Annotated in this window: 25 protein-coding genes; 17 read left to right on the top strand and 8 right to left on the bottom strand. The window is 65.6% G+C overall.

Annotated features, from left to right (window positions below):
• Positions 1-9: 9 nt before the first annotated feature.
• From AC1RP5_RS19450 to AC1RP5_RS19435, 4 genes are all read left to right on the top strand, one after another.
• Positions 10-249 (top strand): Lrp/AsnC ligand binding domain-containing protein, encoded by a 240-nt coding sequence (locus AC1RP5_RS19450; RefSeq protein WP_493113243.1) that lies wholly within the window; start codon positions 10-12, stop codon positions 247-249.
• A gap of 110 nt (positions 250-359) precedes the next feature.
• A complete protein-coding gene (locus tag AC1RP5_RS19445; RefSeq protein ID WP_493113241.1) occupies positions 360-1,397 on the top strand; it encodes a serine hydrolase domain-containing protein in 1,038 nt (345 codons plus the stop codon).
• A gap of 12 nt (positions 1,398-1,409) precedes the next feature.
• Positions 1,410-1,943, top strand: a complete 534-nt coding sequence (locus AC1RP5_RS19440; protein ID WP_493113240.1) for a TIGR00645 family protein — start codon at positions 1,410-1,412, stop codon at positions 1,941-1,943.
• Positions 1,940-2,569: a hypothetical protein gene (locus AC1RP5_RS19435; RefSeq protein ID WP_493113238.1), complete on the top strand. Its 630-nt coding sequence runs from the start codon at positions 1,940-1,942 to the stop codon at positions 2,567-2,569. The genes AC1RP5_RS19440 and AC1RP5_RS19435 overlap by 4 nt, the downstream gene beginning before the upstream one ends.
• 54 nt (positions 2,570-2,623) lie before the next feature.
• On the opposite strand, the gene AC1RP5_RS19430 is transcribed toward AC1RP5_RS19435, so the two are convergent.
• Positions 2,624-3,766: an amidohydrolase family protein gene (locus AC1RP5_RS19430; RefSeq protein ID WP_493113236.1), complete on the bottom strand. Its 1,143-nt coding sequence runs from the start codon at positions 3,764-3,766 to the stop codon at positions 2,624-2,626.
• 104 nt (positions 3,767-3,870) lie between these two features.
• On the opposite strand from AC1RP5_RS19430, the gene AC1RP5_RS19425 reads away from it, so the two are divergent.
• Both AC1RP5_RS19425 and AC1RP5_RS19420 read left to right on the top strand, forming a co-directional pair.
• A complete protein-coding gene (locus AC1RP5_RS19425; protein WP_493113234.1) occupies positions 3,871-5,502 on the top strand; it encodes a GMC family oxidoreductase in 1,632 nt (543 codons plus the stop codon).
• A 9-nt stretch (positions 5,503-5,511) separates the two neighbouring features.
• The gene (locus AC1RP5_RS19420) at positions 5,512-7,080 is read left to right on the top strand and encodes an ABC transporter substrate-binding protein (protein WP_493113232.1); all 1,569 of its coding nucleotides are present in this window, start codon (positions 5,512-5,514) and stop codon (positions 7,078-7,080) included.
• Positions 7,081-7,241: 161 nt separating this feature from the next.
• On the opposite strand, the gene AC1RP5_RS19415 is transcribed toward AC1RP5_RS19420, so the two are convergent.
• Positions 7,242-8,090: a TauD/TfdA dioxygenase family protein gene (locus AC1RP5_RS19415; protein WP_493113231.1), complete on the bottom strand. Its 849-nt coding sequence runs from the start codon at positions 8,088-8,090 to the stop codon at positions 7,242-7,244.
• Between the two features lie 126 nt (positions 8,091-8,216).
• Between AC1RP5_RS19415 and AC1RP5_RS19410 the strand changes: the two genes are divergently transcribed.
• The 7 genes from AC1RP5_RS19410 (at position 8,217) to AC1RP5_RS19380 (ending at position 12,346) form a co-directional block, all read left to right on the top strand.
• Positions 8,217-8,441, top strand: coding sequence for a hypothetical protein (locus AC1RP5_RS19410; RefSeq protein WP_493113230.1), 225 nt, complete (start codon positions 8,217-8,219; stop codon positions 8,439-8,441).
• Between the two features lie 110 nt (positions 8,442-8,551).
• Positions 8,552-9,496, top strand: coding sequence for an OmpA family protein (locus tag AC1RP5_RS19405; protein ID WP_493113228.1), 945 nt, complete (start codon positions 8,552-8,554; stop codon positions 9,494-9,496).
• Between the two features lie 158 nt (positions 9,497-9,654).
• On the top strand, positions 9,655-9,978 hold the full coding sequence (locus AC1RP5_RS19400) for a hypothetical protein (protein ID WP_493113226.1): 324 nt from the start codon (positions 9,655-9,657) through the stop codon (positions 9,976-9,978).
• Between the two features lie 132 nt (positions 9,979-10,110).
• On the top strand, positions 10,111-10,344 hold the full coding sequence (locus AC1RP5_RS19395) for a YMGG-like glycine zipper-containing protein (RefSeq protein WP_493113224.1): 234 nt from the start codon (positions 10,111-10,113) through the stop codon (positions 10,342-10,344).
• Positions 10,345-10,434: 90 nt separating this feature from the next.
• Positions 10,435-10,743 carry an RNHCP domain-containing protein gene (locus AC1RP5_RS19390; protein ID WP_493113223.1) on the top strand — a complete coding sequence of 103 codons (309 nt, stop codon included), beginning with the start codon at positions 10,435-10,437 and terminating at the stop codon, positions 10,741-10,743.
• A complete protein-coding gene (locus tag AC1RP5_RS19385) occupies positions 10,740-11,816 on the top strand; it encodes a serine hydrolase domain-containing protein (protein ID WP_493113221.1) in 1,077 nt (358 codons plus the stop codon). Before AC1RP5_RS19390 ends, AC1RP5_RS19385 begins: the two co-directional genes overlap by 4 nt.
• A gap of 80 nt (positions 11,817-11,896) precedes the next feature.
• Positions 11,897-12,346, top strand: a complete 450-nt coding sequence (locus AC1RP5_RS19380) for a hypothetical protein (RefSeq protein WP_493113220.1) — start codon at positions 11,897-11,899, stop codon at positions 12,344-12,346.
• On the opposite strand, the gene AC1RP5_RS19375 is transcribed toward AC1RP5_RS19380, so the two are convergent.
• Positions 12,347-14,032: an N-acyl-D-amino-acid deacylase family protein gene (locus tag AC1RP5_RS19375; RefSeq protein WP_493113218.1), complete on the bottom strand. Its 1,686-nt coding sequence runs from the start codon at positions 14,030-14,032 to the stop codon at positions 12,347-12,349.
• Positions 14,033-14,092: 60 nt separating this feature from the next.
• Here AC1RP5_RS19375 and AC1RP5_RS19370 point away from each other — a divergent pair, with 60 nt between their 5' ends.
• The gene (locus tag AC1RP5_RS19370) at positions 14,093-15,070 is read left to right on the top strand and encodes a Bug family tripartite tricarboxylate transporter substrate binding protein (protein WP_493113216.1); all 978 of its coding nucleotides are present in this window, start codon (positions 14,093-14,095) and stop codon (positions 15,068-15,070) included.
• 29 nt (positions 15,071-15,099) lie between these two features.
• The gene (locus tag AC1RP5_RS19365) at positions 15,100-15,885 is read left to right on the top strand and encodes a dienelactone hydrolase family protein (protein ID WP_493113215.1); all 786 of its coding nucleotides are present in this window, start codon (positions 15,100-15,102) and stop codon (positions 15,883-15,885) included.
• Positions 15,886-15,951: 66 nt separating this feature from the next.
• Here AC1RP5_RS19365 and AC1RP5_RS19360 read toward each other — a convergent pair whose 3' ends face one another.
• From AC1RP5_RS19360 to AC1RP5_RS19340, 5 genes are read right to left on the bottom strand one after another with little or no spacing between them, the layout of a single operon-like run.
• Positions 15,952-16,890: an arginase family protein gene (locus AC1RP5_RS19360; protein WP_493113214.1), complete on the bottom strand. Its 939-nt coding sequence runs from the start codon at positions 16,888-16,890 to the stop codon at positions 15,952-15,954.
• Between the two features lies 1 nt (position 16,891).
• Positions 16,892-18,148 (bottom strand): M20/M25/M40 family metallo-hydrolase, encoded by a 1,257-nt coding sequence (locus tag AC1RP5_RS19355; protein WP_493113212.1) that lies wholly within the window; start codon positions 18,146-18,148, stop codon positions 16,892-16,894.
• Positions 18,148-18,813: an amino acid ABC transporter permease gene (locus AC1RP5_RS19350; RefSeq protein ID WP_493113210.1), complete on the bottom strand. Its 666-nt coding sequence runs from the start codon at positions 18,811-18,813 to the stop codon at positions 18,148-18,150. The genes AC1RP5_RS19355 and AC1RP5_RS19350 overlap by 1 nt, the downstream gene beginning before the upstream one ends.
• A gap of 57 nt (positions 18,814-18,870) precedes the next feature.
• Positions 18,871-19,677 (bottom strand): ABC transporter substrate-binding protein, encoded by an 807-nt coding sequence (locus AC1RP5_RS19345; protein ID WP_425067390.1) that lies wholly within the window; start codon positions 19,675-19,677, stop codon positions 18,871-18,873.
• A 28-nt stretch (positions 19,678-19,705) separates the two neighbouring features.
• On the bottom strand, positions 19,706-20,470 hold the full coding sequence (locus AC1RP5_RS19340) for an amino acid ABC transporter ATP-binding protein (RefSeq protein WP_493113208.1): 765 nt from the start codon (positions 20,468-20,470) through the stop codon (positions 19,706-19,708).
• A 116-nt stretch (positions 20,471-20,586) separates the two neighbouring features.
• Here AC1RP5_RS19340 and AC1RP5_RS19335 point away from each other — a divergent pair, with 116 nt between their 5' ends.
• Positions 20,587-21,465: a LysR family transcriptional regulator gene (locus AC1RP5_RS19335; RefSeq protein ID WP_493113207.1), complete on the top strand. Its 879-nt coding sequence runs from the start codon at positions 20,587-20,589 to the stop codon at positions 21,463-21,465.
• 3 nt (positions 21,466-21,468) lie between these two features.
• Complete coding sequence (locus AC1RP5_RS19330; RefSeq protein ID WP_493113205.1) at positions 21,469-22,734, top strand: M28 family peptidase; 1,266 nt, start codon at positions 21,469-21,471, stop codon at positions 22,732-22,734.
• Positions 22,735-22,749: the final 15 nt, after the last annotated feature.

The raw sequence follows: 22,749 nt of genomic DNA, 5'->3' as shown, positions 1-22,749 counted from the left end.
AGGGAGCCCATGCAGACGATATTCGTCATGGTGAAATGCGAGCTCGGTAAGGCCTACGACGTTGCCGACAACGCCGTGGCCGTCGAGCAGGTCTCGGAGGTCTATTCGACCTCCGGCCAGTACGATCTTCTGATGAAGTGCTATCTCGGCGAGAAGACCGACATCGGTCATTTCGTGACGAGCCAGATCCAGACGCTGCCCGGCGTGAAGGACACCTTCACCCTGATCACCTTCAAGGCGTTTTCCTGAGCCCCGCGCTTCCGCGCCGGCATCTGCCGAGGGGCGAGGATTTCCTGCTCCTCCCGCCGTCCATTCAGCCCTACGCCTACCGCAACGTCGACAAGCTGTTCGCCCATCGCGTGATCGCGAGGGGTCAGAGCCCACGCGAACTGCCGCGCGGGCCCGAGATCGCGCCGGTCTATTCGGCGGCCGGCCGCGAGCACGACATTGCCTCGTTCATGGACCGCAACGTGATCGTGGGCATCCTGGTGATCCATCGCGGCCGGATCGTGCTGGAACGCTACGGGCTCGGCCTGCAGGAGCACGATCGCTGGTCGACCATGTCGACCGTGAAGTCGATGACGGCGATGCTTGTAGGCGCCGCGGTCCACGACGGCGCCATCAAGTCGATCGACGATCCGCTCACGGACTACCTGCCGGCGCTGCGGCAGTCTGCCTACGAAGGTGTGACCCTGCGGCACGTGATGACCATGTCGTCGGGCGTGCGCTGGACCGAGGTCTATCCCGACCGCAATTCCGACGTGAACCGCTACAGCAAGTCTCTCGCCGACAAGGTGCCGGACGGCGTGCTGAAGCTGATGGCGTCGCTGCCGCGTGCGAACGAGCCGGGCAGCACCTTCCTCTACAATTCCGGCGACACATTCCTGCTGGGCGCCGCGCTCACGGAGGCCGTGGGCAAGCCGCTCGCCGACTATATGTCGGAGAAGGTCTGGCAGCCGGCCGGCATGGAGTGCGAGGCTTTCTACACGCTGGAAAGCGACGGCGGGCAGGAGATCGGCGGCAGCCGCGCCGGCATGGTGTTGCGTGATTTCGGCCGCTTCGCCGAGTTCGTACGCAACGACGGTGTCGTCGACGGCACGCGCGTGTTGCCGGCGGGCTGGGTCGAGGCGGCGGCGACGCCAGCCTTCAAGGTGCCGGCTCCGGTCGTCCCCGATATCACGCATTACGGCTACAGCTGGTGGCTGGGCGACGGCGTGATGGCCGCGATCGGCCATGCCGGCCAGCGCATCGACATTTACCGTAACGAAGATCTGTCAGTGGTGACACTCGCGGCCCTGCCGCAACCGCCTTACGTGCCGCCGACCGATCATGACCGGCGCGCCGAGATCGTCACCTTCACGCAGGCCGTCCGGGCGGCCTGCTCGACCTCCAGCTAAGTGAGCCAACGCATGTCGCCGACGCCCGCCAGGAAGCTCGAAGTCTTCGTCGAGCGCATCGTCATGGGCAGCCGCTGGCTGCAGGCACCGCTCTATATCGGCCTGGTGGCCGTGCTGGGCGTCGTGGTGGTGAAGTTCCCCTTCAAGATCTGGGAGCTGATCCGCAAGGCGATCTCCGCTGAGGAGGCCGACCTTGTCCTGGCGGTGCTGTCGCTGGTGGACCTGATCATGGTCGCCAACCTCGTCGTGATGGTGATCATCTCCGGCTACGAGAACTTCGTAAGCCACATCGACGTCGACGACACGCGCGACCGGCTCTCGTGGTTCGGCAAGCTCGATGCGGGCTCGCTCAAGATCAAGCTGGCCAGCTCGATCGTGGCGATTTCCTCGATCCACCTGCTGCAGCGCTTCCTCGAGGCCGGCGACTACGACAACGGCAAGCTCTACGCGCTGGTCGTCATGCACATGGCCTTCGTGGTATCGGCCCTGATGCTGACCTACATCGACAAGATCGCGTCCGACAAGAAAGCGGCCGGGGGCCATTGAGCCGGGAACCATTGCTCAGGGGCGGCAAGGCGGTCCTCGCCCTCTGGGTCGACATCGACCCGGCCGACGACGCGTTCTTCGAGCACTGGCACAGCCGCGAGCATGTCGAGGAGCGCGTCTCCTGTCCCGGCTGGCTGCGCGGCAGCCGCTTCAAGGGCGTCGAGCAGCCCAACCGCTACCTGCTGTTCTACGACGCCGAGACGCATGCGGCTTTCGAGAGCGAGACCTATTACGCGCGGCTGCGCAAGCCGAGCGAGATGAGCCGTGCCATCTTCCCGAAGTTCCGCAACACCTCGCGCACCGTCTGCGCGGTCGAGCAGCGCTGGGGTGAGGGGATCGGCGCGGCCGTGCTCACCCTGCGCATGAAGGCCGACAACGTCGCGCCGTTCGACAAGCTCGCCTCGCCGGAGACGGCACGCGTCGACCTGCTGACCGGCCGCGCCAATGTCGGCCAGGCGCACACGGCCGAGAAGGACCTGCGCGGCGCGCCCGATCAGCAGATCGAGCGGGCGCTGGTGGCGTTCTTCTGGTCGGTGGAAGCGGCCCAGGCGGCGCGTGCCCGTCACGCGCCCGAGGGCGAGGTCTTCGCGCTGCGCCACACCGTGTCGAAGAGCGATCTCGCCTAGCCCACTCTTCACCTCTCCCGTGTGACGGGGAGGCGAAGAGTTAGCCTGTCGTTGTTAGTTGATCAGCCCGTAGAACTTCCCGGCGTTGGTGCAGGTGATCATCTTCACCTGATCGGCCGGGACTTCGGCGAACTGTTCCTTGATGTACTTGTCGGAGTGCGGCCAGACGCCGTCGCCGTGCGGGTAGTCGGAGCCCCACATCAGGCTCTCCGCGCCCATGTCGTCGATCAGCTTGGCGCCGATGCGGTCGAACTGGAACGTGGCCTTGCACTGGCGACGCCAGTAGTCCGACGGCTTCATCTTCATACCGAGATCGTGAAAGCGGTCCTCCCACTCGAAGTCCATGCGGTCGAGCGCGTAGGGGATCCAGCCGCAGCCCGATTCGCCGAAGGCGATGCGGACGTTGGGGAAGCGCTCCAGCACGTTGGCGCCCATGATGGCGGCGAGGATGTTCACCAGGTTCATCTGGAAGCCCGAGACGACGGTGAAGAACACCGAACGGCCCACGCGGCCGGGATGCTTCTCGATCGTGCCCGGCGGGACGTTCGGGAAGGTGTGGAAGTGCAGCGGCAGCTGCACGTCGTTCACCGCCTTCCACAGCGGATCCCACATCGGGTGCCACATCGGCTCCATGTCCCACGAGCAGGAAAGCTCGAGACCCTTGATGCCCATCTTGGCGACCCGGTAGATCTCCGTCACCGCGGCGTCGATGTCGCCGTAGGGCAGGCAGGCGAGACCGATGTGCCGGTCGGGATAGTGGCTGCAGAAGTCCTTCAGCCAGTCGTTGTAGATGCGCAGCATCTCGTTGCCGGCCTCGCGATCGTTGAGGCGGCTGGCCGCGCCCAGGATGCCGTAGATCACCTCGGCGTCGACGCCGTCACGATCGAGATCCTTGATGCGCAGGTGCGGATCGGAGATGCGGCGGATGTCCTTGGCGCCGTCGGAATAGAGGCCGGTCTCGGCCATGATGTCGACGCGGCCATGCTTGCCGGGCACGAACTTCGAGCCGGCCGGGCCGACGCCGTTCTTGAAGCCGAACGAGGCGCCGTTCTTCGCCACCCACTTCGGACCCTCGTCGGTGTCGGTGACGTAGGGCATGCGTTCCTTGAGGTCGCGCGGCGCCATCGACGTGAACAGGTCCGGCGGCATCCACGGTAGATCGAGGTGGCTATCGGCCGAGATGCGCTTGTATTGCATGGCGTTTGGCTCCCTTTGATTGATGAGGGAATTATGCGCCGTCTGACACGCAGGGCAATGCCCCTACTATTTCGCGGGTCGGCTTGTGTGCTAGGCATCGAAGCATGACAGACAGCGCCGCATCCCGCCTCGAAGGCGATTTCGACTACATCGTCGTGGGCGCCGGCTCGGCCGGGTGCGTGCTCGCGAACCGGCTTTCGGCGGACCCGAAGAACCGCGTGCTGGTGCTCGAAGCGGGCGGTCGCGACAACTGGATCTGGTTCCACATTCCGGCCGGCTATCTCTTCGCGATCGGCAACCCGCGCGCCGACTGGATGTTCCAGACCGAGAAGGAACCAGGACTCAACGGCCGTGCGCTGAACTATCCGCGCGGCAAGGTGGTCGGCGGCTGCTCGGCCATCAACGGCATGATCTCGATGCGCGGCCAGTCGCAGGATTACGACCATTGGCGGCAGCTCGGCCTCACCGGCTGGGGCTGGGACGATGTCGCGCCGGTGTTCCGCAAGCTCGACCACCATTTCATGGGCGACACCGAGCATCATGGCGCCGGCGGCGAATGGCGGGTCGAGGAATCGCGCGTGCGCTGGGACGTGCTCGACGCGGTGATCAAGGCCGCCAACGAGATGGGTATCCCGCAAACCGCGGACTTCAACACCGGCGACAATACCGGCGTGGGTTATTTCCACGTGAACCAGAAGCGCGGCATCCGCATGTCGGCGGCGCGCGCCTTCCTGAAGCCGGTACTCAATCGCCCGAACTTGAAACTGGAAACCGGCGTGCTGGTCGAGAAGCTGGCCTTCGAGGGCAAGCGCTGCACGGGCGTGCTGTATCGCCAGAACGGCCGCCTCGTCGAGGCGCGGGCCAAGGGTGAGATCATCCTGGCGGCGGGCGCGGTCGGTTCGCCGCAGATCCTGCAGCTCTCCGGCATCGGCCCGGCGGATTGGCTCGGTGAGACCGGTGTTCCCGTGCTGCACGATCTGCAGGGTGTCGGTCGCAACCTGCAGGACCATCTGCAGCAGCGCGCGATCTTCAAGGTCGATGGCGTGAAGACCCTGAACACGGCCTATCACTCGCTGGTCGGCCGCGCCTTGATGGGCATGCAATATGCATTGCTGCAGAAGGGGCCGCTCACCATGTCGCCCTCGCAGCTCGGCATCTTCACGCGCTCTTCGTCGGATCAGGAACGGTCAAACATCGAGTTCCATGTGCAGCCTCTGTCGCTCGACAAGTTCGGCGAGCCCCTGCATCGCTTCCCGGCGATCACGGTGAGCGCCTGCAACCTGCGTCCGACCTCGCGCGGCACGATTCGGCTGCGCTCGTCCGATCCGGCGGCCAAGCCGGTCATCGCGCCCAACTATCTCGCGACCTACGAGGACAAGACCGTCGCGGCCGACGCGATCCGCGTGACGCGGCGCCTGATGCGCCAGCCCGCGATGCAGCCCTATCATCCCGAGGAGTATCTGCCGGGGCCGAGCGTCGGCGACGACGATGCCTCGCTTGCGAAGGCCGCGGGCGACATCGGCACCACGATCTTCCATCCCGTCGGTACGGCCAAGATGGGCCTGCCGTCCGATCCTCATGCGGTCGTCGACGAACGGCTGCGGGTCATCGGGCTCCAGGGCCTGCGCGTCATCGACGCGTCGGTCATGCCGACCATCACGTCGGGCAATACCAACACGCCGACAATCATGATCGCCGACAAGGCGGCAAGAATGGTCCTCGCGGACAACAGGTAAGGAAGGCACATGCACAAGAAAATTCTGGGAATCATTGCGGCGCTGGGCCTCTCAAGCCCGGTCGTCGCAGTGGCGCAGCAGCCGACGACATTGAAGATCGTGGCGCATTCGGATCTCAAGATCCTCGACCCGATCTGGACGACGGCGTTCATCGTCCGCAATCACGGCTACATGATCTACGACACGCTGTTCGCGCTGGACGGCGAGCTCAAGATCAAGCCGCAGATGGTCGATACGTGGAAGATGAGCGACGACAAGCTCACCTGGACCTTCACCCTGCGCGACGGACTCGAATTCCATGACGGCCAACCCGTCACCACCGAGGACGTCATCGCCTCGCTGAAGCGCTGGGCCTCGCGCGACAGCCTGGGCAACATCCTGTGGGGCAAGATCGCCGAGTTGAAGGCGGTCGACGCCAAGACCTTCCAGATCGTGCTGAAGGCGCCGACCGGCATCGTGCTGCAGGCCCTCAGCAAGCCCTCGGGCAATCCCTTCATCATGCCGAAGCGCGTCGCCGAGACGCCGGGCACCGACCAGATCAAGGAGTTCGTGGGCTCCGGGCCCTTCATCTTCAAGGCCGACGAGTGGAAGCCCGGCGACAAGACCGTCTACGTCAAGAACCCGAAGTACAAGCCGCGGCCTGAGCCGGCGTCGGGTCTCGCCGGCGGCAAGATCCCCAAGGTCGATAGGGTGGAATGGGTCGCCATTCCCGACCAGCAGACCGCAGTGAATGCACTGCAGGCCGGCGAGATCGACATCATCGAGGCGCCGCAGCACGACCTCTATCCGCTGCTGAAGAAGGACCGCAACGTCTCACTGATCACCACCAACAAGTGGGGCAACCAGTACATCTATCGCTTCAACCAGCTCTTCAAGCCGTTCGACAATGCCAAGAACCGGCAGGCGATGCTCTATGCGCTGAACCAGAAGGACTTCCTGAACGGCGTCATCGGCGACCCCGAGTTCTACATGGTCTGCAAGGCTATGTTCATGTGTGGCGGCCCCTATGAGACGACCGCGGGCTTCGCCGACAAGTACGAGAGCGACTTCGCCAAGGCCAAGCAGCTGCTGGCCGAGGGCGGTTACGACAACACGCCGGTCGTGCTGCTGCATTCGACCGATCTCTACGTGCTGACCAACATGGCCCCCATTGCCAAGTCGCTGATGGAGAAGGCGGGCATGAAGGTCGACATGCAGTCGATGGACTGGCAGACGCTGGTTGCGCGCCGCGCCAAGAAGGAGACACCGGACAAGGGTGGCTGGAACGTGCTGATCACCTCCACGTCGGGTGTCGATTCGCTCGATCCGCTGACCTACAGCTTCATCAGCGCGGCCTGTGACAAGGCCTGGTTCGGCTGGCCGTGCGACGCCGAGATCACCCGCCTGCGCGACGAATTCGCCGACGAGACCGACGAGGCCAAGCGCAAGCAGATCGTCGAGAAGCTCCAGCTCCGCGCCGCCGAGGTACCGACGCACGCCTTCCTCGGCCAGTACAACAACGCCATGGCGGTTCGGAAGAACATCACCGGCAGCGTCGTCTCGCCGGTACCGGTCTTCTGGAACATCGAGAAGAAGTAGCGGGCGTACGGAGAAAGTTCCGTCGTCTCGACCGGAGCCTCGCGCAGCGAGGCGTAGTGGAGAGACCTTCTCTCTACGATTTGCCGGCTATTGGTGGAGGGAAGGTCTCTCCACTTCGCGCCTTCGGCGCTTCGGTCGAGACGACGGCAATTTGAGTTGGATCAAACGACGGCGTCGCCCACGATCTGGGTGCGCTGCATGCGGCGATGAAACGGGCCGGCATCGTGGATCGCCAGGTGCTTGGTGCAGCGATTGTCCCAGAAGGCGATCGAGCCGGCTTCCCAGCGGAAGCGGCAGGTGAATTCCGGCCGGTGGCCGTGATCCATCAGGAAGTCGAGCAGGGGCTTGCTCTCGCGGTCCGTCATGTTCTCGAACCGGCATGAATAGGAGTGGTTCACGAACAGGCACTTACGGCCGGTCTCGGGATGGGTCCGCACCACCGGATGCAGGTTCTCGGTCGGCCGCCAGTTCGAATCCTCGCGCACCTTTATCGAGCGGCGAGCGTTGAAGCCGACCTGCGGGCCTGCGACCCTGATGTCGCTGTGAACGACACGCCGTCCTTCCAGCATCGACTTCATGCCGTCGGAGAGGCTGTCGTAGGCCAGGTACTGGTTGGCGAACAGCGTGTCGCCGCCATAGGGCGGGACGTCGATGGCGTAGAGGATCGCGCCCATCGGCGGCTCCGGCATCATCGTGGTGTCGGAATGCCATTCCTCGCCGACGATGCGCTCGTCGCCCGGCGCGCGCACGACGCGCACGATCTCGGGATCGCCGACACCGGTATTGAAGTTCGGATGGATGAAGATGTCGCCGAAACGGCGGGTGAAGGCCTTGTGGCTAACGTCGTCGAGCTTCTGGTCGCGGAAGAAGATCACCAGGTGTTCGAGCAGCGCGCGACGGATCTCGGCGATCGTCGCGTCGTTGAGGCCAGCGGCAATGTCGACGCCGCCGATCTCCGCGCCCAGGGCGCCGGCGATAGGAGAGACGGTGATATGTCGGTAGTCAGCCATGCCCCTGATGATGCGGGCGGCCGTCCGACCGGGCAAGGCGGCGCGGACTGAACTTTTCGCCGAGCGGCGCGTTAGCCGCCGAACCTTTGGCTGGAGGCGCAAGATGGCGACGCAAGAGGGCAGGGAATGGTGATCGCCACCGGCGACCCGGGCGCCTGGACCAAGGCCGAGCTTCTCGCCCGACGAATTTATCAGCTCACGACCGTGCCGATGCGCTCGGAGAACCATCCGACGTGGGATCCGACTTGGCGAAAGGCCATGGAAGCGGCCTTCATCGCCATCGGCTCCGGTGACGAGGACGTCATGGACGATGCGCTGGTCCACCTGGAGGAGCTTGAGCGCACTCTCTGACGCGAGGGGATGAGCTCGCCAACGCCGCGTGTTTCCCGTGCGGCCGCATTGCAACCAAATCAAGGCACCCGCGTTGATCGTGCGTCATTCACGAGCGGGGATATTTTTAGATGAAGAAGTTGTTTGCTGCGGCGCTGGTCCTCATGGCGCCTGCCACTCTCCACGCACAGGCGATCAACGCGCAGGAAGGCTTCTACATCGGTGCCGGTGGCGGTGCCGCCTGGTTCATCGGTTCGAATCCGAACGCCCAGACCTGGACCGGTTGGTCCGCGGGCGGTAAGGCCGGCTACGACTTCGTCGGTCCCCGCCTCGAGCTGGAAGCCGGCTACGGCCAGATCCCGACCTCGGTGAACATCCCGGGCTCGGCGATCAACGGCAAGGTCGGCCAGCTCACGGTGATGGCGAACATCCTGTACGACTTCATGCCGACTTCGGTCATCACGCCCTACGTCGGTGCCGGTGCCGGTATCGCCTTCGTCGACAGCAACTCTTCGCTCGGCAGCACGCAGTTCGCCTACCAGGGCATGATCGGCGTCGCCTACAACGTCAGCGAACAGCTCCGCTTCATGGTCGAAGGTCGCTATATCGGCACGACCAATCCCAGTGTGAATACGCCGTTCGGCAATGTGAGCTTCCAGAACCAGAACATCCTGGCCCTGGCCGGCGTCACCTATAAGTTCGTCTCGCCGCCGCCTCCGCCGCCGCCGCAGGCCCCGATGGTCGCTCCGCCGTCGTTCATGGTGTTCTTCGACTGGGATCGCTCGAACCTGTCGGCCCAGGCGCTGACCACGATCAAGCAGGCTGCCGGCGCCTACAAGGCGAAGGGTAACGCCCGCATCACGGCGACCGGTCACACCGATACGTCGGGAACCGAGGCCTACAACATGGCGCTGTCGCTGCGTCGTGCGAACGCCGTCAAGGACGCCCTGGTTCGTGAAGGCGTGCCGGCGACCGCGATCGCGGTGGTTGGCCGTGGCGAGCAGGGCCTGCTGGTTCAGACCGGCCCGAACGTCCGCGAGCCGCAGAACCGCCGCGTCGAGATCGTCATCCAGTAAGTCGATTTTACTTCGCCGCTCCCGGCAACAGCCCGGGGGCGGTGCGCGTTAGATGGACGCCGGACCGCAAGGTCTGGCCCTCCGGTTGCGGCTTCCTAACCCTCTCCCCGAGTGGCGGCGGCTGCGACCGGAGACCCTCTATCGCGAGGATCCCCACCGTGAAAATTCAGTCTCTGATGCTGGCATTGGCAACGATCGCCAGCTCATCCGCATGGTCGTACGCGATGGCGCAGACCTCGAAGCCCGCGCCATCGGCCATGATCGCGCCCCAGACCACGCCGTCCCCTACTGTGAGCCCGACGACGCCGAACCCGGCGACCGACGAGGTCATGGCCCGCCGCAAGCTCGAGGAGGCCGGCTACAGGGATGTGCGCGGCCTCGGCGTCGACCCCGACGGAAAGATCAGCGGTACCGCCGTCGGCAATAACGGCGAAACCAAGGTCGAAGTCGATTCGACCGGTTCGGTCGGTGAACGCCGGTAGTGGCAGGACGGCAACAGTCGTCGGCCGACTGTGTCCGGGTTGTGATCACATGCAAACGCGCGATCCCGTGAACGCAACCGGGCGGCTCCTTCCACCGTTCTCTCGCCAACGGTTCATCTGCAGGAGGCTCACATGCTCAAGTTCACGAATATCGCTCTCGTTGCGGCTCTCGGTCTGGGCGTTGCCGCTTGCGGCAACAACCCGACGGACCGCGCCCTGACCGGCGGCGCCATCGGTGCCGGTACCGGCGCCGTGGTCGGCTCGACGATGGGCAACCCGGTTGCCGGCGCCGTGGTTGGCGGCCTGGGTGGTGCGGCGATCGGTGCGGCGACCACGCCGCGTAACGATTACGGCTACTACCGCTAACGACTTCTTTCGACGGAAACGGGCGGGCGCTGAGGAAGCGCCCGCCCTTTTTCGTGTGCGCAAGGTCGGAGCCGATGCGAAAATGGGTGCATGGCGCGCCTGTTCACCCGCAACATCGAGAACTTCACCTGCGAACGCTGCGGCACCGAGGTCGAGGGCAATGGCTTCACCAACCATTGTCCGGCCTGTCTCTGCAGCAAGCATGTCGACGAGAATCCCGGCGACCGAGCGGCGGAGTGCGGCGGGCTGATGGAGCCGATCGCCGTCGAGCAGGCGCGCGGTCGCTACATCGTCGTTCACAGGTGCCTGAAGTGCGGCCAGGTGAAACGCAACAAGTCCGCGCCCGACGATAGTTCGCGCGCGCTGGTCGAGGTGGCGCGCCGCCGGGCGATGCCGTGAAGCGCCGCCATTTTCTTTCGGCTTTGCCAGCCTTCGCGATCGCCGGTTCGGCGGCCGCACCGGCCTCCGCGCAGGGCGTGGAGGATATCGAACAGGCCTGGCGCGGCTGGATGACCGAGACCCGGCGCACGCGCGGTGGCCTCGTCGTGATGCGCGGCGGTATCCCCGTGCACGAGGCGACGATGGGCCGTCTCTCGCCGGGCGCGTCGGTGCCCTATGCCAGCCTGTCGAAGGCGGTGACCGGCGTCGGCATCGCCACGTTGATCGAGCGGGGGACGCTCGCCTTCGAAACGCCGGTGTCGCAGGCGTTGGCCCGGACGATGATGCGGACTGGCAGGCCGGTCGATCAACGTCTGCTGCAGGTGACCATTTCCGAACTCCTGGTTCATCGCGCCGGCTTCGGTCCGTCGATCGGCAGCGACGGTGACATGGCGAACTGGCTGCGTCGCAACTCGGGCGGACACACGGCCTTCGAGGAGCAACTCCGCTGGCTGTTCGCCAGGCGCCTGCAGTTCACGCCGGGAGAGCGCTTCGAATATTCGAATGCGAACTACCTGATGCTGGGCGCCATCATCGAGGAGGCGACCGGCCAACCCTATGAGCGCTATTGCAAGGAGGCGGTGCTGACGCCGCTCGGCGCGCCCAATGCCATGCTCGATCCGGCGTGGCGCATCCTGTCGAGCTACGGCGGCTGGCGTATGCCTCTGGTGGAGTACGGCCGCTTCTATCAGGCCTTCGCCCTGGGCAATCCGGCGATCGGGCCGCGGGCGCGGCAGTGGATGATGTCGCCGGAGGGCAAGCAGATCGGCGGCGGCGCGCATTACGGGCTGGGCACGTTCGTGCGGCCTACGCCGCGCGGCGGTGGCAATTTCTGGCATGCCGGCGGTTGGACCTACGATCTCGCCAATGCCCATGACGGACCGATCCACACCGCCTATTCGACCTTCGCGGTTCGGCTCGGGCCGCTCGACGTCAACATGGTGAGCTTCGCCGAGCCGCGGCGGGAGGGCGGCGACGGCAACCTCGACGGCGCCCTGGGCAAGGCCGCCCGGGGTGTAAAGCGGTGGCCGTGACACGCTCCGCGGGCTGAGTTACCTAGGGCCGTGGGCTTGGGGGAGTCCTGGACGTCTTGGGGGAGTGAGCTCTGAATCTCTTGCATTTTCTGGCAGTCGCCGCGATCGCGGCCTGCCTTTACGTGTCCCTGCCGGAATGGCAGGGCCGGTCGCGCACGCGCAGCCTGCTGCTGGTCCCGCCGGTACTGGCCCTCGTCTGCGCCTACATCATGATGGGCTTCGTGGCGGCCGAGAATCGCGAGCCCTGGCTATTACGGGGCGCGCTCGCCGCGGGTCTCGTACTGGGCATCGTCCGCGGCTTCTTCATCAAGACCGATATCGACAGTTTCGGCCTGGTGCGGCTGCCCGGTGCGCGTGACGGCTTGATCGTCACGCTCGCGATCACGGTGGCCATGGTCGCCGCCACCCTGGCACCGCTGGCCATCGAGCAGGCGACGACCTGGGTGCCTTACGCCACGAGCCTTGCCGGCCTTGGCGCGACCTACCTGTCGGGTCGCGCCGTCGTCGCCTATTTGCGCACGCGTTCCTAGTTAGGACGCAAACGAGCGCAGCACCTTGCCCGGCCGCGAGGCCGGGTCGGCACAGAAGCCGTTCTCGTCGGCGGCCTTGGCGCCGTTGATCCAGACTCCGTGCAGGCCGATCGCGCCGGCCGTAAGGCGCGCCGCGCCCGCCGGCAGGTCGTGCGCCCGGCGCTTCGGGCCGCGCGCCACCGTCTTGGGATCGAACAGCATTAGGTCGGCGGCCAGGCCTTCGCGAAGAAAGCCGCGATCCTGGATGCCGAACAGCTTGGCCGGCTGGCCGGTCAGGCGATGCACCGCGTTTGGCAGGTCGAGCACGCCGAGATCGCGGCTCCAATGGCCCATCAGGTGCAAGCCGAAACCTGCGTCGCAGAAGAAGGTGAGATGCGCGCCGGCGTCGCTCAGCGAGATGTGGGTGTTGGGATCGGCCAGGATGCGGCCGACCTGCTTGTCGTCATTGTGCAGGAGCTGCGCCACGAACATCGTGTCGAGGTTTTCCGACAGCGCGAAGTCGAGGATGAAATCGAGCGGTTCCTTGCCCGCCTGCTTGGCGAGCTCGGCGAGGGTGGCGCCCTCCATCTTGCGGTTCTCGTCCTTCGCCGTCTCGACGACGAACAGCTTGTCCCATTCGCCGTTGAACAGCAGGCGGCCGCGCTTGGCCGACAGCTCCTCGCGGACCGAGGCGCGCCACGCCGGGTCGCGATAGATCTTCTTGAGCTCAACGGGATCGTGCGCCGCCATCGCGGGCTTCCACGCCTGCATGCTCTCGAACAGGTAGGGGCTGTGGAAGGTGAAATCCATGCTGAGCGGGCAGCACGACGTCTGCGCGACCAGCTCCCGGCCACGGGCGCGGGCCTCGTTCACCTGGTTGAGCGTGGTGAACGCGGCTTCGGGATTCGTATTCGAATGGAAGAGGGCGGCGATCACCACCGGGCGGTTCGATTCGGCGGCGATCTCCTCGAGATAGGGGATCGTGGTCGTGCGGCCCTTGGTCAGCATGTAGACGCCGGTGCCGCCCTGGCCCATCGCCTTCACGAGCGTGCGCAGCTCATGGTCGTCGGCGAGACGCGACGGCATCGGTGTGCCGCCTTCGCCATTGTGCGCTTCCGAGGTCGAGGAGGCGAAACCGATGGCGCCGGCCTTCATCGCCTCGCGCACCAGGTCGGCCATCTTCGATACCTCGGCCTCGGTGGCGACGCGCTCGGTGGCGTCGGTGCCCATCACGAAGGTGCGGATGGCGGAGTGGCCCGCGAAGCAGGCGACGTTGGGGCCGACGCCGTTCTTCTCCAGCATGTCGAGATATTGCGGGAAGCTCTCGAAGCCCCAGTTGATGCCGGCGCGCAGCGCGTCGAGCGACATGCCCTCGACGTGCGTCAGGTGCCGCATGGTGAGGTCACGATCGGCCGGTTTGCAGGGTGCGATGGTGAAGCCGCAATTGCCCAGGATGGCCGTGGTGACACCCAGCGCCGGCGAGGGATCGACGAAGGGATCCCAGGTGATCTGCGCGTCGTAGTGGGTGTGGCCGTCGATGATGCCGGGCGCCAGCGCGAGGCCGTCTGCCTTCACCGTCTCCTTGGCGGCGCCGAGCTTGGGGCCGATCGCGGCGATCTTGCCGTCCTTCACGCCGAGGTCGCCGTGCACTGCCTTGGCGCCCGAACCGTCGTGGATTTCCGCGTCCTTGATGACCAGGTCGAACATGTTTTTTTCCTCCCAAAAGAACCCTAGTCTGTCGCCAAGGAAATGGAACGGGAGGATTGCATGTCAGGCATGACGCGCCGCGGATTTGTCGCGGCTGGAACGATGGGCACGGCTTTCGGAATGGCGCCGGCCATCGTCCGCGCCCAGGATTTTCCCACCAAGCAGGTTCGCGTGGTGGTTCCTTACCCGGCGGGCGGCGGCACCGATCTCGTGGCACGCCTGGTCATCCCGCGCCTTGCGGAACGCTGGAAGCAGACCGTCATCATCGACAACAAGGGCGGTGCGAGCGGCATCCTGGGCAGCGAGATCGTCGCCAAGGCTCCGCCCGACGGCTACACGCTGCTGGTCACGACCAGCGCGCACACGATCAACCCCTTCACCACGAAGACGCTGCCGTACGACACCGAACGCGATTTCACGCCGGTCACAACCCTGATCCAGGGCGCCATCGCGATCGTCGGCTCGCCCAAGGCGGGCATGGACACGATGGAAAAGTTCATGACCGCGGCGAAGGCCAATCCCGGCAAGTACCAATTCGGCAGCACCGAGAACACGACCCGTATGGTGGGCGAGCTGTTCCGGGTGAAGAGCGGCCTGAAGATCGAGAACGTGGCTTACAAGGGCGCGGCGCCGATGATGCAGGAGCTGGCCGGCGGCCATATCCCGATCGGCCTCACCAGCCCGCTCACGGTCATGTCGCACCATCGCGCCGGCACCCTGCGCATGCTGGCGGTGAGCGGCGAGAAGCGGCTGCCGGGGCTGGAGGACATTCCGACCATCACCGAAGCCGGCGTCCCGGGCGTGGACACGCTCGCCTGGTTCTCGCTGTTCGGGCCGGGCAAGATGTCACCCGCACTCGCCAACCGCATGCGCGACGACGTGGTGGCGGTGCTGGCTGAGCCCGAGATGCAAGCCAAGATCCGCGATCTGTCGAGCCTGCCCGGCGGTGAGTCGCCGGATGCCTTCGCCCAGCGCATCAAGAAGGAACTGGTGACCTGGGGCGAAGTCGCCAAGCTGGCGGGCATCGAGCCGGAGTGATTGCGGGATTCCAACCAACGAGGTGCGACATGATTCGAGCGTTCGCGATTGTCCTTCTCGTACTGTTGGGCGCGCCTGCCTGGGCCCAATCGGTGAGCTTTCCCAGCGTCACCGTCGGCAACAGCCAGGCGGGACCGGAAGTGAAGGGCTGGGTCTACAAGCCTTCGGGCAACGGACCGTTCCCCGCGATCATCCTGGCGCATAGCTGTGCGGGCACGAACCCGCACACCGATGGCTGGGGCAAGCTGCTGGTGAGCTGGGGCTATCTCGTGCTGGCGCCGGACTCGTTCGGCCCACGCGGCACCAAGGCGGTGTGCACGAGCCCCGGCGTGGTGACGCCCAACATGCGCGTGGCCGATATTGCCGGCGCCCTGGATTATCTCGCGACGCGGCCTGACGTGGTGAAGGGCAAGATCGGTATCATCGGCCACAGCCATGGCGGCTCGACGGTGATCCGCTCGGCCCAGAAGAACTTCGATCTTGCGAAGCGAGGCTTGGCGGCAGGCGTCGCCTACTATCCCGGCTGCAGCCCGCAGTTCGACGGCGGCATCGATATCCCGGTGCTGCTGCTGGCCGGCGACAAGGACGATTGGACGCCGTCCGATCGCTGCCGGACTCTGGTCTCCAGCCTGCAGCGCGGCGGCATCGTCGACGCGGTCTACTATCCCAACGCCTATCACAGCTTCGATTCGAAGGTCGCCGACCGAACGGTGCCCGGTGCGGCCGGCAAGCAGCATCACCTGGCGTACGACACGGTGGCGGCACCCGACGCCGAAGCACGCACGAAAGCCTTCTTCGCGAAGTACCTGCGCTGACTCATGGGACCGCGGGCCTCCAGGCCCGCATTCATGAGCGGGCCCGGAGGCCCGCGGTCCGGAAGACTAAGTGTCCAGCCCCATCTGCCGGCAGAGCAGCACCAGCGTCTCGTAGATCACGTGCGAGCAGAGGTGTGCGGCCATGCCGTTCACGTCCTGCGGCGGGCTCACCGTGTTCACGTCGACGGCCACGATGTTGAGGTCGGTGAGGCAGCGCAGCAGGTCGATGCCTTCACGGGCGCTGAGGCCGCCCCACGAGGGCGTGCAGACGCCCGGTGCGCAGGAGGGGTCGAACACGTCCATGTCGAAGCAGAGATAGACCGGCCGCTTGCCGACCTTGTCGCGGAACTCGGCCATGCGCTGGGCGAAGCCGCCACGGATCAGCTCGTCGATCGACACGACCTTGTAGCCGAGGCTCATGGCGCGCGGCACGACGCCCTGCGCGTAGGTCGTGCTGCGGATGCCGACATGCCAGGAGAATTCCGGATCGACGAGGCCTTCTTCGGCGACATGGGTGAACTGGGTGGCGGAGTTGTACTTTTCCTCCGAGCCGTAGGGATACGAATCGGTGTGCGAATCGATGTGCAGCGCCGCCATCTTCGGATACTTCTTGCCGACGGCGCGCGCGACCGGGACGGTGACCGAACCGTCGCCGCCGATGGTGATCGGGACGGCGCCCGCCTCGACGATGCGGTCGGCCGCCTGCTCGATCCGCTCGAAGGCATCGACGATCTTCGAGGGCGTGAGCTTCACGTTGCCGCAATCGACCAGGCCCAGCGCCGTCGCGGGATCGAAGTCGGCATTGGTGGGATTGAAGCGGCGCATCAGCTGCGACTGCTGGCGCACCGAATCCGGGCCGCCGCGCGAGCCGATGCGCATGTTGGTGCCGCAGTCGAACGGGATGCCGAGAATCGCAGCCTTGTTCGCGGGGCCCGGGCGGCCGTAGGGCACGCCCATGAAGGTCATCGGCAGGGTGAACAGTTCGTCGTCTGAAAGGCGGTCCATATCAGGTCTCCGCGGAGAGGAAGTCGTACGCTACCAGCGTATGGATTTTGGCAACGGCCAGAAGCTCGTCGACCAGCACATATTCATCGGCACCGCCCATGTTAAAGGGGGTGAGGCCCAGTACGACCGTCGGCACGTCGAACATGCGATACCAGCGCGAGTCCGAGCCGCCCACGCGCATGTTCACGGCGGGCGTCTCGCCCAGCACCTCGGCGGCGACGGACGCCGTGCGCGTCACAATCTCGTGGCCGGGATCGGTGAAAGAAGGCTCGAAGCGGCGAATTGCCTTCCAGCTCACGCCTTCGAGCGGTCCCAGCCATTCGTCGAGCTTGGCCGTGAGGACATCGGTCGTGATGCCCACGGGTAAACGGATGTCGGCGCGGGCGATGCAGTGGGTCGGGACCAGGTTGGGCGAGGTGCCGCCCTCGATGGTGCCGATGTTCACCGTGACGCGGGAGAGCGTGTCGGCCTCGCCGTCGCCTGACAGCGGCTCGGAGATCGGCTTGGCCTTGCCGATCGCGTTTGTCACGACAGGCGGTGACTGGAAGGGCACGTCCTCGAGCTGCTTCAGATAGTCGAGCGCGGTGCGCAGCCGGTCGATGGCGTTGGTGCCCTTGTGGACGTGGGCGCCATGCGCGGGCGAACCGGTCGCCTCGACCTCGACCCACATCAAGCCCTTCTCGCCGAAGCGCACGACCTTGGGCGAGCCGACATCGCCGCAAATGTTCGCGTCGCCGGCGGCATGCGGGAAGTTCTTGAGGAGATGGCCGGTGCCCAGCGAGCCCATGTTCTCCTCGTCGCCCGCCAGGGTCAGTACGACCTCGCCCGTCCAGGCGTCGCGGTTCTCGGCCAGCAGCAGCGCCGCCAGCAGCGAGCAGGCGATGCCGCCCTTCATGTCGCAGACGCCACGGCCGTAGAGCTTGCCGTCCTTCAGCACGCCGCCCAGCGGCGGCACGGTCCAGGGCAGGTTCTCGAGCAGCGGGAAGGTGTCGAGATGGCCGTTGAAGATCAGGCGGCGTCCCGGCGCGCGGCCGCGAATTCGGCCGATCAGTGAGACGATGCGCGGCTCGGGCTCGACCCGCTCGATCTCGATGCCGGGGATCTCGCGCAGCAGCGCCTCGGCTGCCAGCGCCACGTCGAACGTGTCGCTTGGCGGGTTGGGCGAGGCAATGGCCACCAGCCGCTGCGTGACTTCGATGAGACGGTCGAGCGAGCCCTCGACCTTGCGCGCCAGTTCGGTACGGATTTTCGACGACATCAGCGAGCCTGCAACCTGCGTTCCCAGAAACGGATGGCCATGGCGAGCGGCCAGCAGATGAAGAAGTAGACGACGGCGATGAAGGTGAAGGTTTCGAGTGGCCGGAAGTTGGTCGCCGAGAGCTCCATGCCGCGCCGCGTGATCTCGCTCACCGAGATGACGGCGCCCAGCGACGAGAACTTGATGAGCTGCACGAAGTTCGAGGCGAGCGGCGGCAGGGTCATGCGGATCGCCTGCGGCAGCACGATGCGATTGAACGACTGGAAGGGCGTCAGGCCCAGCACCTGTGCCGCCTCACGATGGCCCTTGGGCACGCTCTGGATGCCCGAGCGATAGACTTCGGAGATGAAGGAGGCCTGGTAGAGGGCGAGGCCGATGATCAGCGCGACCAGCGCCTCGATGCGCACGCCGAACACGATTGGCAGCACGTAGTAGACCCAGAGGAGCTGGACCAGAATTGGTGTGTTGCGCACTACCTCGCCGATCGAGATGCCGATCCAGCGCAAGGCCCTGAACCGCGACATGTCGAGCAGCGCGATGATCAGCCCGCCCAGCATCGCCAGGACAAGGGTGATGGCCGAGATGATCAGCGTCATCTGCAGGCCGCCCATCAGGAAGTCGAAGCTTCCCCAGACCGTGTCCCAGCGGAATTGGTATTTGAACATGCTCACCTCTTGCCGGGGATGCGCCATTGGAGTGGCGCGTCCCCAAGCGTTGAGTCGTTACGGCGCGACGATCGGGTCGAGCTTGTGCTTCTTGGCGTACTTCAGGAGACGCCCGTCGAGCTTGATCGTGTCGACGAACAGGTTGACGTAGTTGAGCCAGATCTGGTCGCCCTGCGGCACCACATAGGCATAGGGCGTGATGGCGAGCTTCTCGTTGGGCAGGATGTAGGTTGCCCAGTCGAACTCGTCGGTCACTTTGATGGCGGTCGGGAAGTCGGTGATGATGACGTCGACCCTCTGCGCGACCAGCTCGGCCTCGCGCGTGTTGGGCGGCGCCACCGAGACGACCTCGGCGTTCTTCACGTAGCCCTTCATGAAGGGCTCCATGTAGCTGCCCAGCGAGACGGCAGCCTTCACGCCCTTCTGGTCGATATCCTTCCACTCCTTGATCTTGCTGTCCTTGCGCGTGACCGCGTAGAGGTTGGTCAGCAGGTAGGGCTTGGAGAATTCGACGGCCTGGCCGCGCTTCATCGTGGCGCCGACGCCGAACATGCCGATCTCGCACTTGCCGGCCTGCAGGTCGGCGATGAACGAACCGAAGCTCGATTCGACGATCTCGAGTTTGGCATCGAGTTCCTTGGCCAATTCCTTGGCGAGATCGGCGTCGATGCCCTCGATCTCGCCCGTCTTGGAATTGCGGAACGAGATCGAATAGTAGAGCGGGAACTGGCAGACCCGCAGCTTCTTGCTCTTGGTGATCTCGAAGAGACGCGATTGCGTCTGCTGCGCTTCCGCGCCCGTGATCGAAAAGGCGCCAACCGTGCCCGCCAGCGCGAGCGCTCCCAAAATCCTTGCTACACCCATAACCGGTCTCCTTGTTTGACCTTCCCCGTTACTCATCCGCGAATTGCTGCAGGAAGCGCTGCGCGCGCTCCGTCTGCGGCGCGTCGAAGAACGCCGATCCCGGCGCCGCTTCGACGATCTCGCCGCGATCCATGAACACGGTGCGCGTGCCGACATGGCGTGCGAAGCCCATCTCGTGCGTGACGACCAGCATGGTCATGCCCTCGCGCGCGAGCTGGCGCATGACGGCCAGCACCTCGCGACGCAGTTCGGGATCGAGCGCACTGGTTGCCTCGTCGAACAGCAGAACCTTGGGCGACATGGCGAGCGCGCGGGCAATCGCCACGCGCTGCTGCTGGCCGCCGGACAGCCGCGTCGGATAGGCGTCGCGCTTCTCGAACAGGTCGACCTTCTTCAGAAGCGACTCGGCGATGGCGACTGCCTTGTCCCTGGGCATCTTCTTCACGCGTACCGGCGCTTCGATCAGGTTTTGCAGCACCGACATGTGCGGCCAGAGATTGAAGTGCTGGAACACCATGCCGATCTCGGAGCGCACTTCGCGCGCCGCGGCCTTGACCTGCTTGTTCGGCGACGGCGTCGAAATGGGCACGCCTTCCATCACGACCTGGCCTTCGCTGGGCTCTTCCAGCAGGGCGAGGCAGCGCAGCAGGGTGGTCTTGCCCGAGCCGGACGGCCCCACGACGCAGACCACGTCACGCTCCAGCACTTCCAGCGACACGCGGGTCAGCACCTGGTTGGCGCCAAAGCGCTTGGTGATGCCGTCCGCGAGGATGAGGGGGCTCGTGATGCTCATGTCACTCCATAAGCAATTCCTATGCCGCTCTTATGGAGACTGCCGGAACGGCAGGGGTTTTGCTAGTAGAGGTCGAGAAAATAGCCAAACCAACCAATAACGATTGATTATAGGGTATGGACGTCAAGCTCCTCGAAGCCTTCCGGGCGGTGGTCGATCACCGCTCCATGACCGCCGCCGCGGGCGCCATGGGCGTGACCCAGCCCGCGGTCAGCACCCAGATCGCCCGCCTCGAGGAGACGGTGGGGTTCCCGCTGTTCGAGCGGGCCAACGGCCGCCTGAAGCCAACGGCCGAGGGCGTGCTGTTCTATGCCGAAGCAAGCCGCGTGCTGGGCGAGGTCGACCGGCTGCAAGCCGCGACGGCGCAGATCCGCGAGGGCCAGTCGGGGCGGCTGGTGATCGCCAGCCATCCGTCGGCGGCGATCTCGCTGCTGCCCAATCTCGTGGCACAGTTCGTGGGCGAGCGGCCCGGCGTCTCCGTCCGTTTGATCTCGCGCCATTCCGACGTGGTGAGCCAGCTCCTGCCCAGCGAGAGCTTCGATGTCGGCATCGCCGAACTGCCGATCGACGAGAGCCAGGTCGAGGTCCGGCGTTACGGCATGCGCTGTGTCGCCATCCTGCCGCCGCGCCATGCGCTCGCGTCGCGCAAGCTGCTGACGCCGCAGTTGCTCAGTCCCTTTCCGATGGTGATGCCGGCGCGCTCGCACCAGGTGCCCAACCGCATCCGCAGCGTCTTCTCGTCGGCGGGTGTGCCGATCAACGCGGTGGTCGAGGCCGAGTTCTTCGCGAGCCTCTGCGGCCTCGTGGCCGCCGGGACGGGCTGGTCGATCGTCGATCCGCTGTCGGCGCGCAGCTTCGAGCATCTCGGCTTCGTGACCCGGCCGTTCGAGCCCGCGATCACCTACGAGATCGGCGCCTTCCATCGCCGCGACCGCGAGCCCTCGGTGCTCGCAACCGCTTTCCTCGACATGCTCGACGACAAGTTGAAAGGGTAAATCATGCGTCTCGACGCCGATCTGATGGGCCGTCTCGCGGCCGACGAGGCGCTGTGGCGCGACTTCAACGACATTTGCGATTGCGGTGGTCGTCTGTCGGGCACGGAGAGTGAAAAGAAGGCGTTCGCCCTGTTGCGCGAGCGGGTGCGCGCGGCATCGCCGGCCAATTCGGGCCGCTCGATTCCGGTGCCCTACAATGGCTGGCAGGCGAAGTCGGCGACGCTCAAGCTGCCGGGCGGCACCTTCGCACCCTGCCATCCGCTGGTGCGCACCATCGCCACGCCCGGCCTGACGGCGGAGGTGATCGACCTCGGCCGCGGTACGCCCGACGAGTTCGAGGCGCATAAGGCGGAGATCGCCGGCCGCATCGTGCTGGTGCGGCACGAGCTGATGTTCGCGGCCGGCACGATCCATCGCCGCCGCAAGTACGACATGGCGCGCGCGAATGGCGCGGTCGGCTTCCTGATCGGCGGCCCCCTGGCCGGCCATGTGGTGGCGGGCTCGTCGGGCCGCGATACGGGTGACGGCATTCCAGCACTCGGTATCTCTCCCGAGACCGCTGCAAAGTTGGCGCGTCGTTCGACAGGCTATCCCACCGTGACCATCGCCATCGAGACCGCCGAAGGCCCGGCCGAGACCGAAACGCTGGTCTACGACTATCCCGGCCAGACCGATGAATGGGTCGTGCTGTCGGCGCATGTCGATGGCCACGACCTCGCCGAGAGTGCGATGGACAATGGCACCGGCCTTGCCGCCGTACTGGCGGCGGCGCGGGCGCTGTCGCCCGAGGTCGCGAAGTGGCGGCGCGGCCTCAGGGTCATGTTCTTCAGCGTAGAGGAATGGGCGCTGACCGGCTCGGCGCAGTATGTGAAGGCGCTGAGCGATTCCGAGCGCGCAAAGATCGCGCTCAACGTCAATCTCGACTCGGTGGCCGGTAGCCCCAACCTCGCCGCGCTCAGCAGCGGCTATGGCGGCGTAGAACCGTTCCTGCTGGGGGTAGCCGAAGCCAATGGCCAGAGCCTGCGCACCGTGCGCCCGCTGATGACCAATTCCGACCACGCCAACTTCGCGGTCGGCGGCATTCCGGCGATCCGCCTCGTGGCAGGCTTCGACGATCCCAACGCCCACCTCCGCGTCGTGCTGACGCCCGCCGACACGCGGGACAAGGTGGCGCAAAGCGAACTGCGCCAGGCGACCTTGCTGACGGCCGCGTTGGTCGCCGCGGCGTGCAATGCCGATCCGGCCGAAGCAACGAAGTGGCGGGGCTAGTAACCAACACCCCGT

The sequence above is a fragment of the Reyranella sp. GW821-FHT12G01 genome, from assembly GCF_058806575.1.
This window is presented reverse-complemented; position numbering and strand designations above follow the sequence as displayed.

What these genes read in the sequence shown, in the direction of transcription:
- AC1RP5_RS19450 (WP_493113243.1), top strand. Translation starts at nt 10, where the DNA reads ATGCAGACGATATTCGTCATGGTGAAATGCGAGCTCGGTAAGGCCTAC.
- AC1RP5_RS19440 (WP_493113240.1), top strand. Translation starts at nt 1,410, where the DNA reads ATGTCGCCGACGCCCGCCAGGAAGCTCGAAGTCTTCGTCGAGCGCATC.
- AC1RP5_RS19430 (WP_493113236.1), bottom strand. Translation starts at nt 3,766, where the DNA reads ATGCAATACAAGCGCATCTCGGCCGATAGCCACCTCGATCTACCGTGG.
- AC1RP5_RS19425 (WP_493113234.1), top strand. Translation starts at nt 3,871, where the DNA reads ATGACAGACAGCGCCGCATCCCGCCTCGAAGGCGATTTCGACTACATC.
- AC1RP5_RS19420 (WP_493113232.1), top strand. Translation starts at nt 5,512, where the DNA reads ATGCACAAGAAAATTCTGGGAATCATTGCGGCGCTGGGCCTCTCAAGC.
- AC1RP5_RS19415 (WP_493113231.1), bottom strand. Translation starts at nt 8,090, where the DNA reads ATGGCTGACTACCGACATATCACCGTCTCTCCTATCGCCGGCGCCCTG.
- AC1RP5_RS19410 (WP_493113230.1), top strand. Translation starts at nt 8,217, where the DNA reads ATGGTGATCGCCACCGGCGACCCGGGCGCCTGGACCAAGGCCGAGCTT.
- AC1RP5_RS19405 (WP_493113228.1), top strand. Translation starts at nt 8,552, where the DNA reads ATGAAGAAGTTGTTTGCTGCGGCGCTGGTCCTCATGGCGCCTGCCACT.
- AC1RP5_RS19395 (WP_493113224.1), top strand. Translation starts at nt 10,111, where the DNA reads ATGCTCAAGTTCACGAATATCGCTCTCGTTGCGGCTCTCGGTCTGGGC.
- AC1RP5_RS19390 (WP_493113223.1), top strand. Translation starts at nt 10,435, where the DNA reads ATGGCGCGCCTGTTCACCCGCAACATCGAGAACTTCACCTGCGAACGC.
- AC1RP5_RS19375 (WP_493113218.1), bottom strand. Translation starts at nt 14,032, where the DNA reads ATGTTCGACCTGGTCATCAAGGACGCGGAAATCCACGACGGTTCGGGC.
- AC1RP5_RS19370 (WP_493113216.1), top strand. Translation starts at nt 14,093, where the DNA reads ATGTCAGGCATGACGCGCCGCGGATTTGTCGCGGCTGGAACGATGGGC.
- AC1RP5_RS19365 (WP_493113215.1), top strand. Translation starts at nt 15,100, where the DNA reads ATGATTCGAGCGTTCGCGATTGTCCTTCTCGTACTGTTGGGCGCGCCT.
- AC1RP5_RS19360 (WP_493113214.1), bottom strand. Translation starts at nt 16,890, where the DNA reads ATGGACCGCCTTTCAGACGACGAACTGTTCACCCTGCCGATGACCTTC.
- AC1RP5_RS19355 (WP_493113212.1), bottom strand. Translation starts at nt 18,148, where the DNA reads ATGTCGTCGAAAATCCGTACCGAACTGGCGCGCAAGGTCGAGGGCTCG.
- AC1RP5_RS19350 (WP_493113210.1), bottom strand. Translation starts at nt 18,813, where the DNA reads ATGTTCAAATACCAATTCCGCTGGGACACGGTCTGGGGAAGCTTCGAC.
- AC1RP5_RS19345 (WP_425067390.1), bottom strand. Translation starts at nt 19,677, where the DNA reads ATGGGTGTAGCAAGGATTTTGGGAGCGCTCGCGCTGGCGGGCACGGTT.
- AC1RP5_RS19340 (WP_493113208.1), bottom strand. Translation starts at nt 20,470, where the DNA reads ATGAGCATCACGAGCCCCCTCATCCTCGCGGACGGCATCACCAAGCGC.
- AC1RP5_RS19335 (WP_493113207.1), top strand. Translation starts at nt 20,587, where the DNA reads ATGGACGTCAAGCTCCTCGAAGCCTTCCGGGCGGTGGTCGATCACCGC.
- AC1RP5_RS19330 (WP_493113205.1), top strand. Translation starts at nt 21,469, where the DNA reads ATGCGTCTCGACGCCGATCTGATGGGCCGTCTCGCGGCCGACGAGGCG.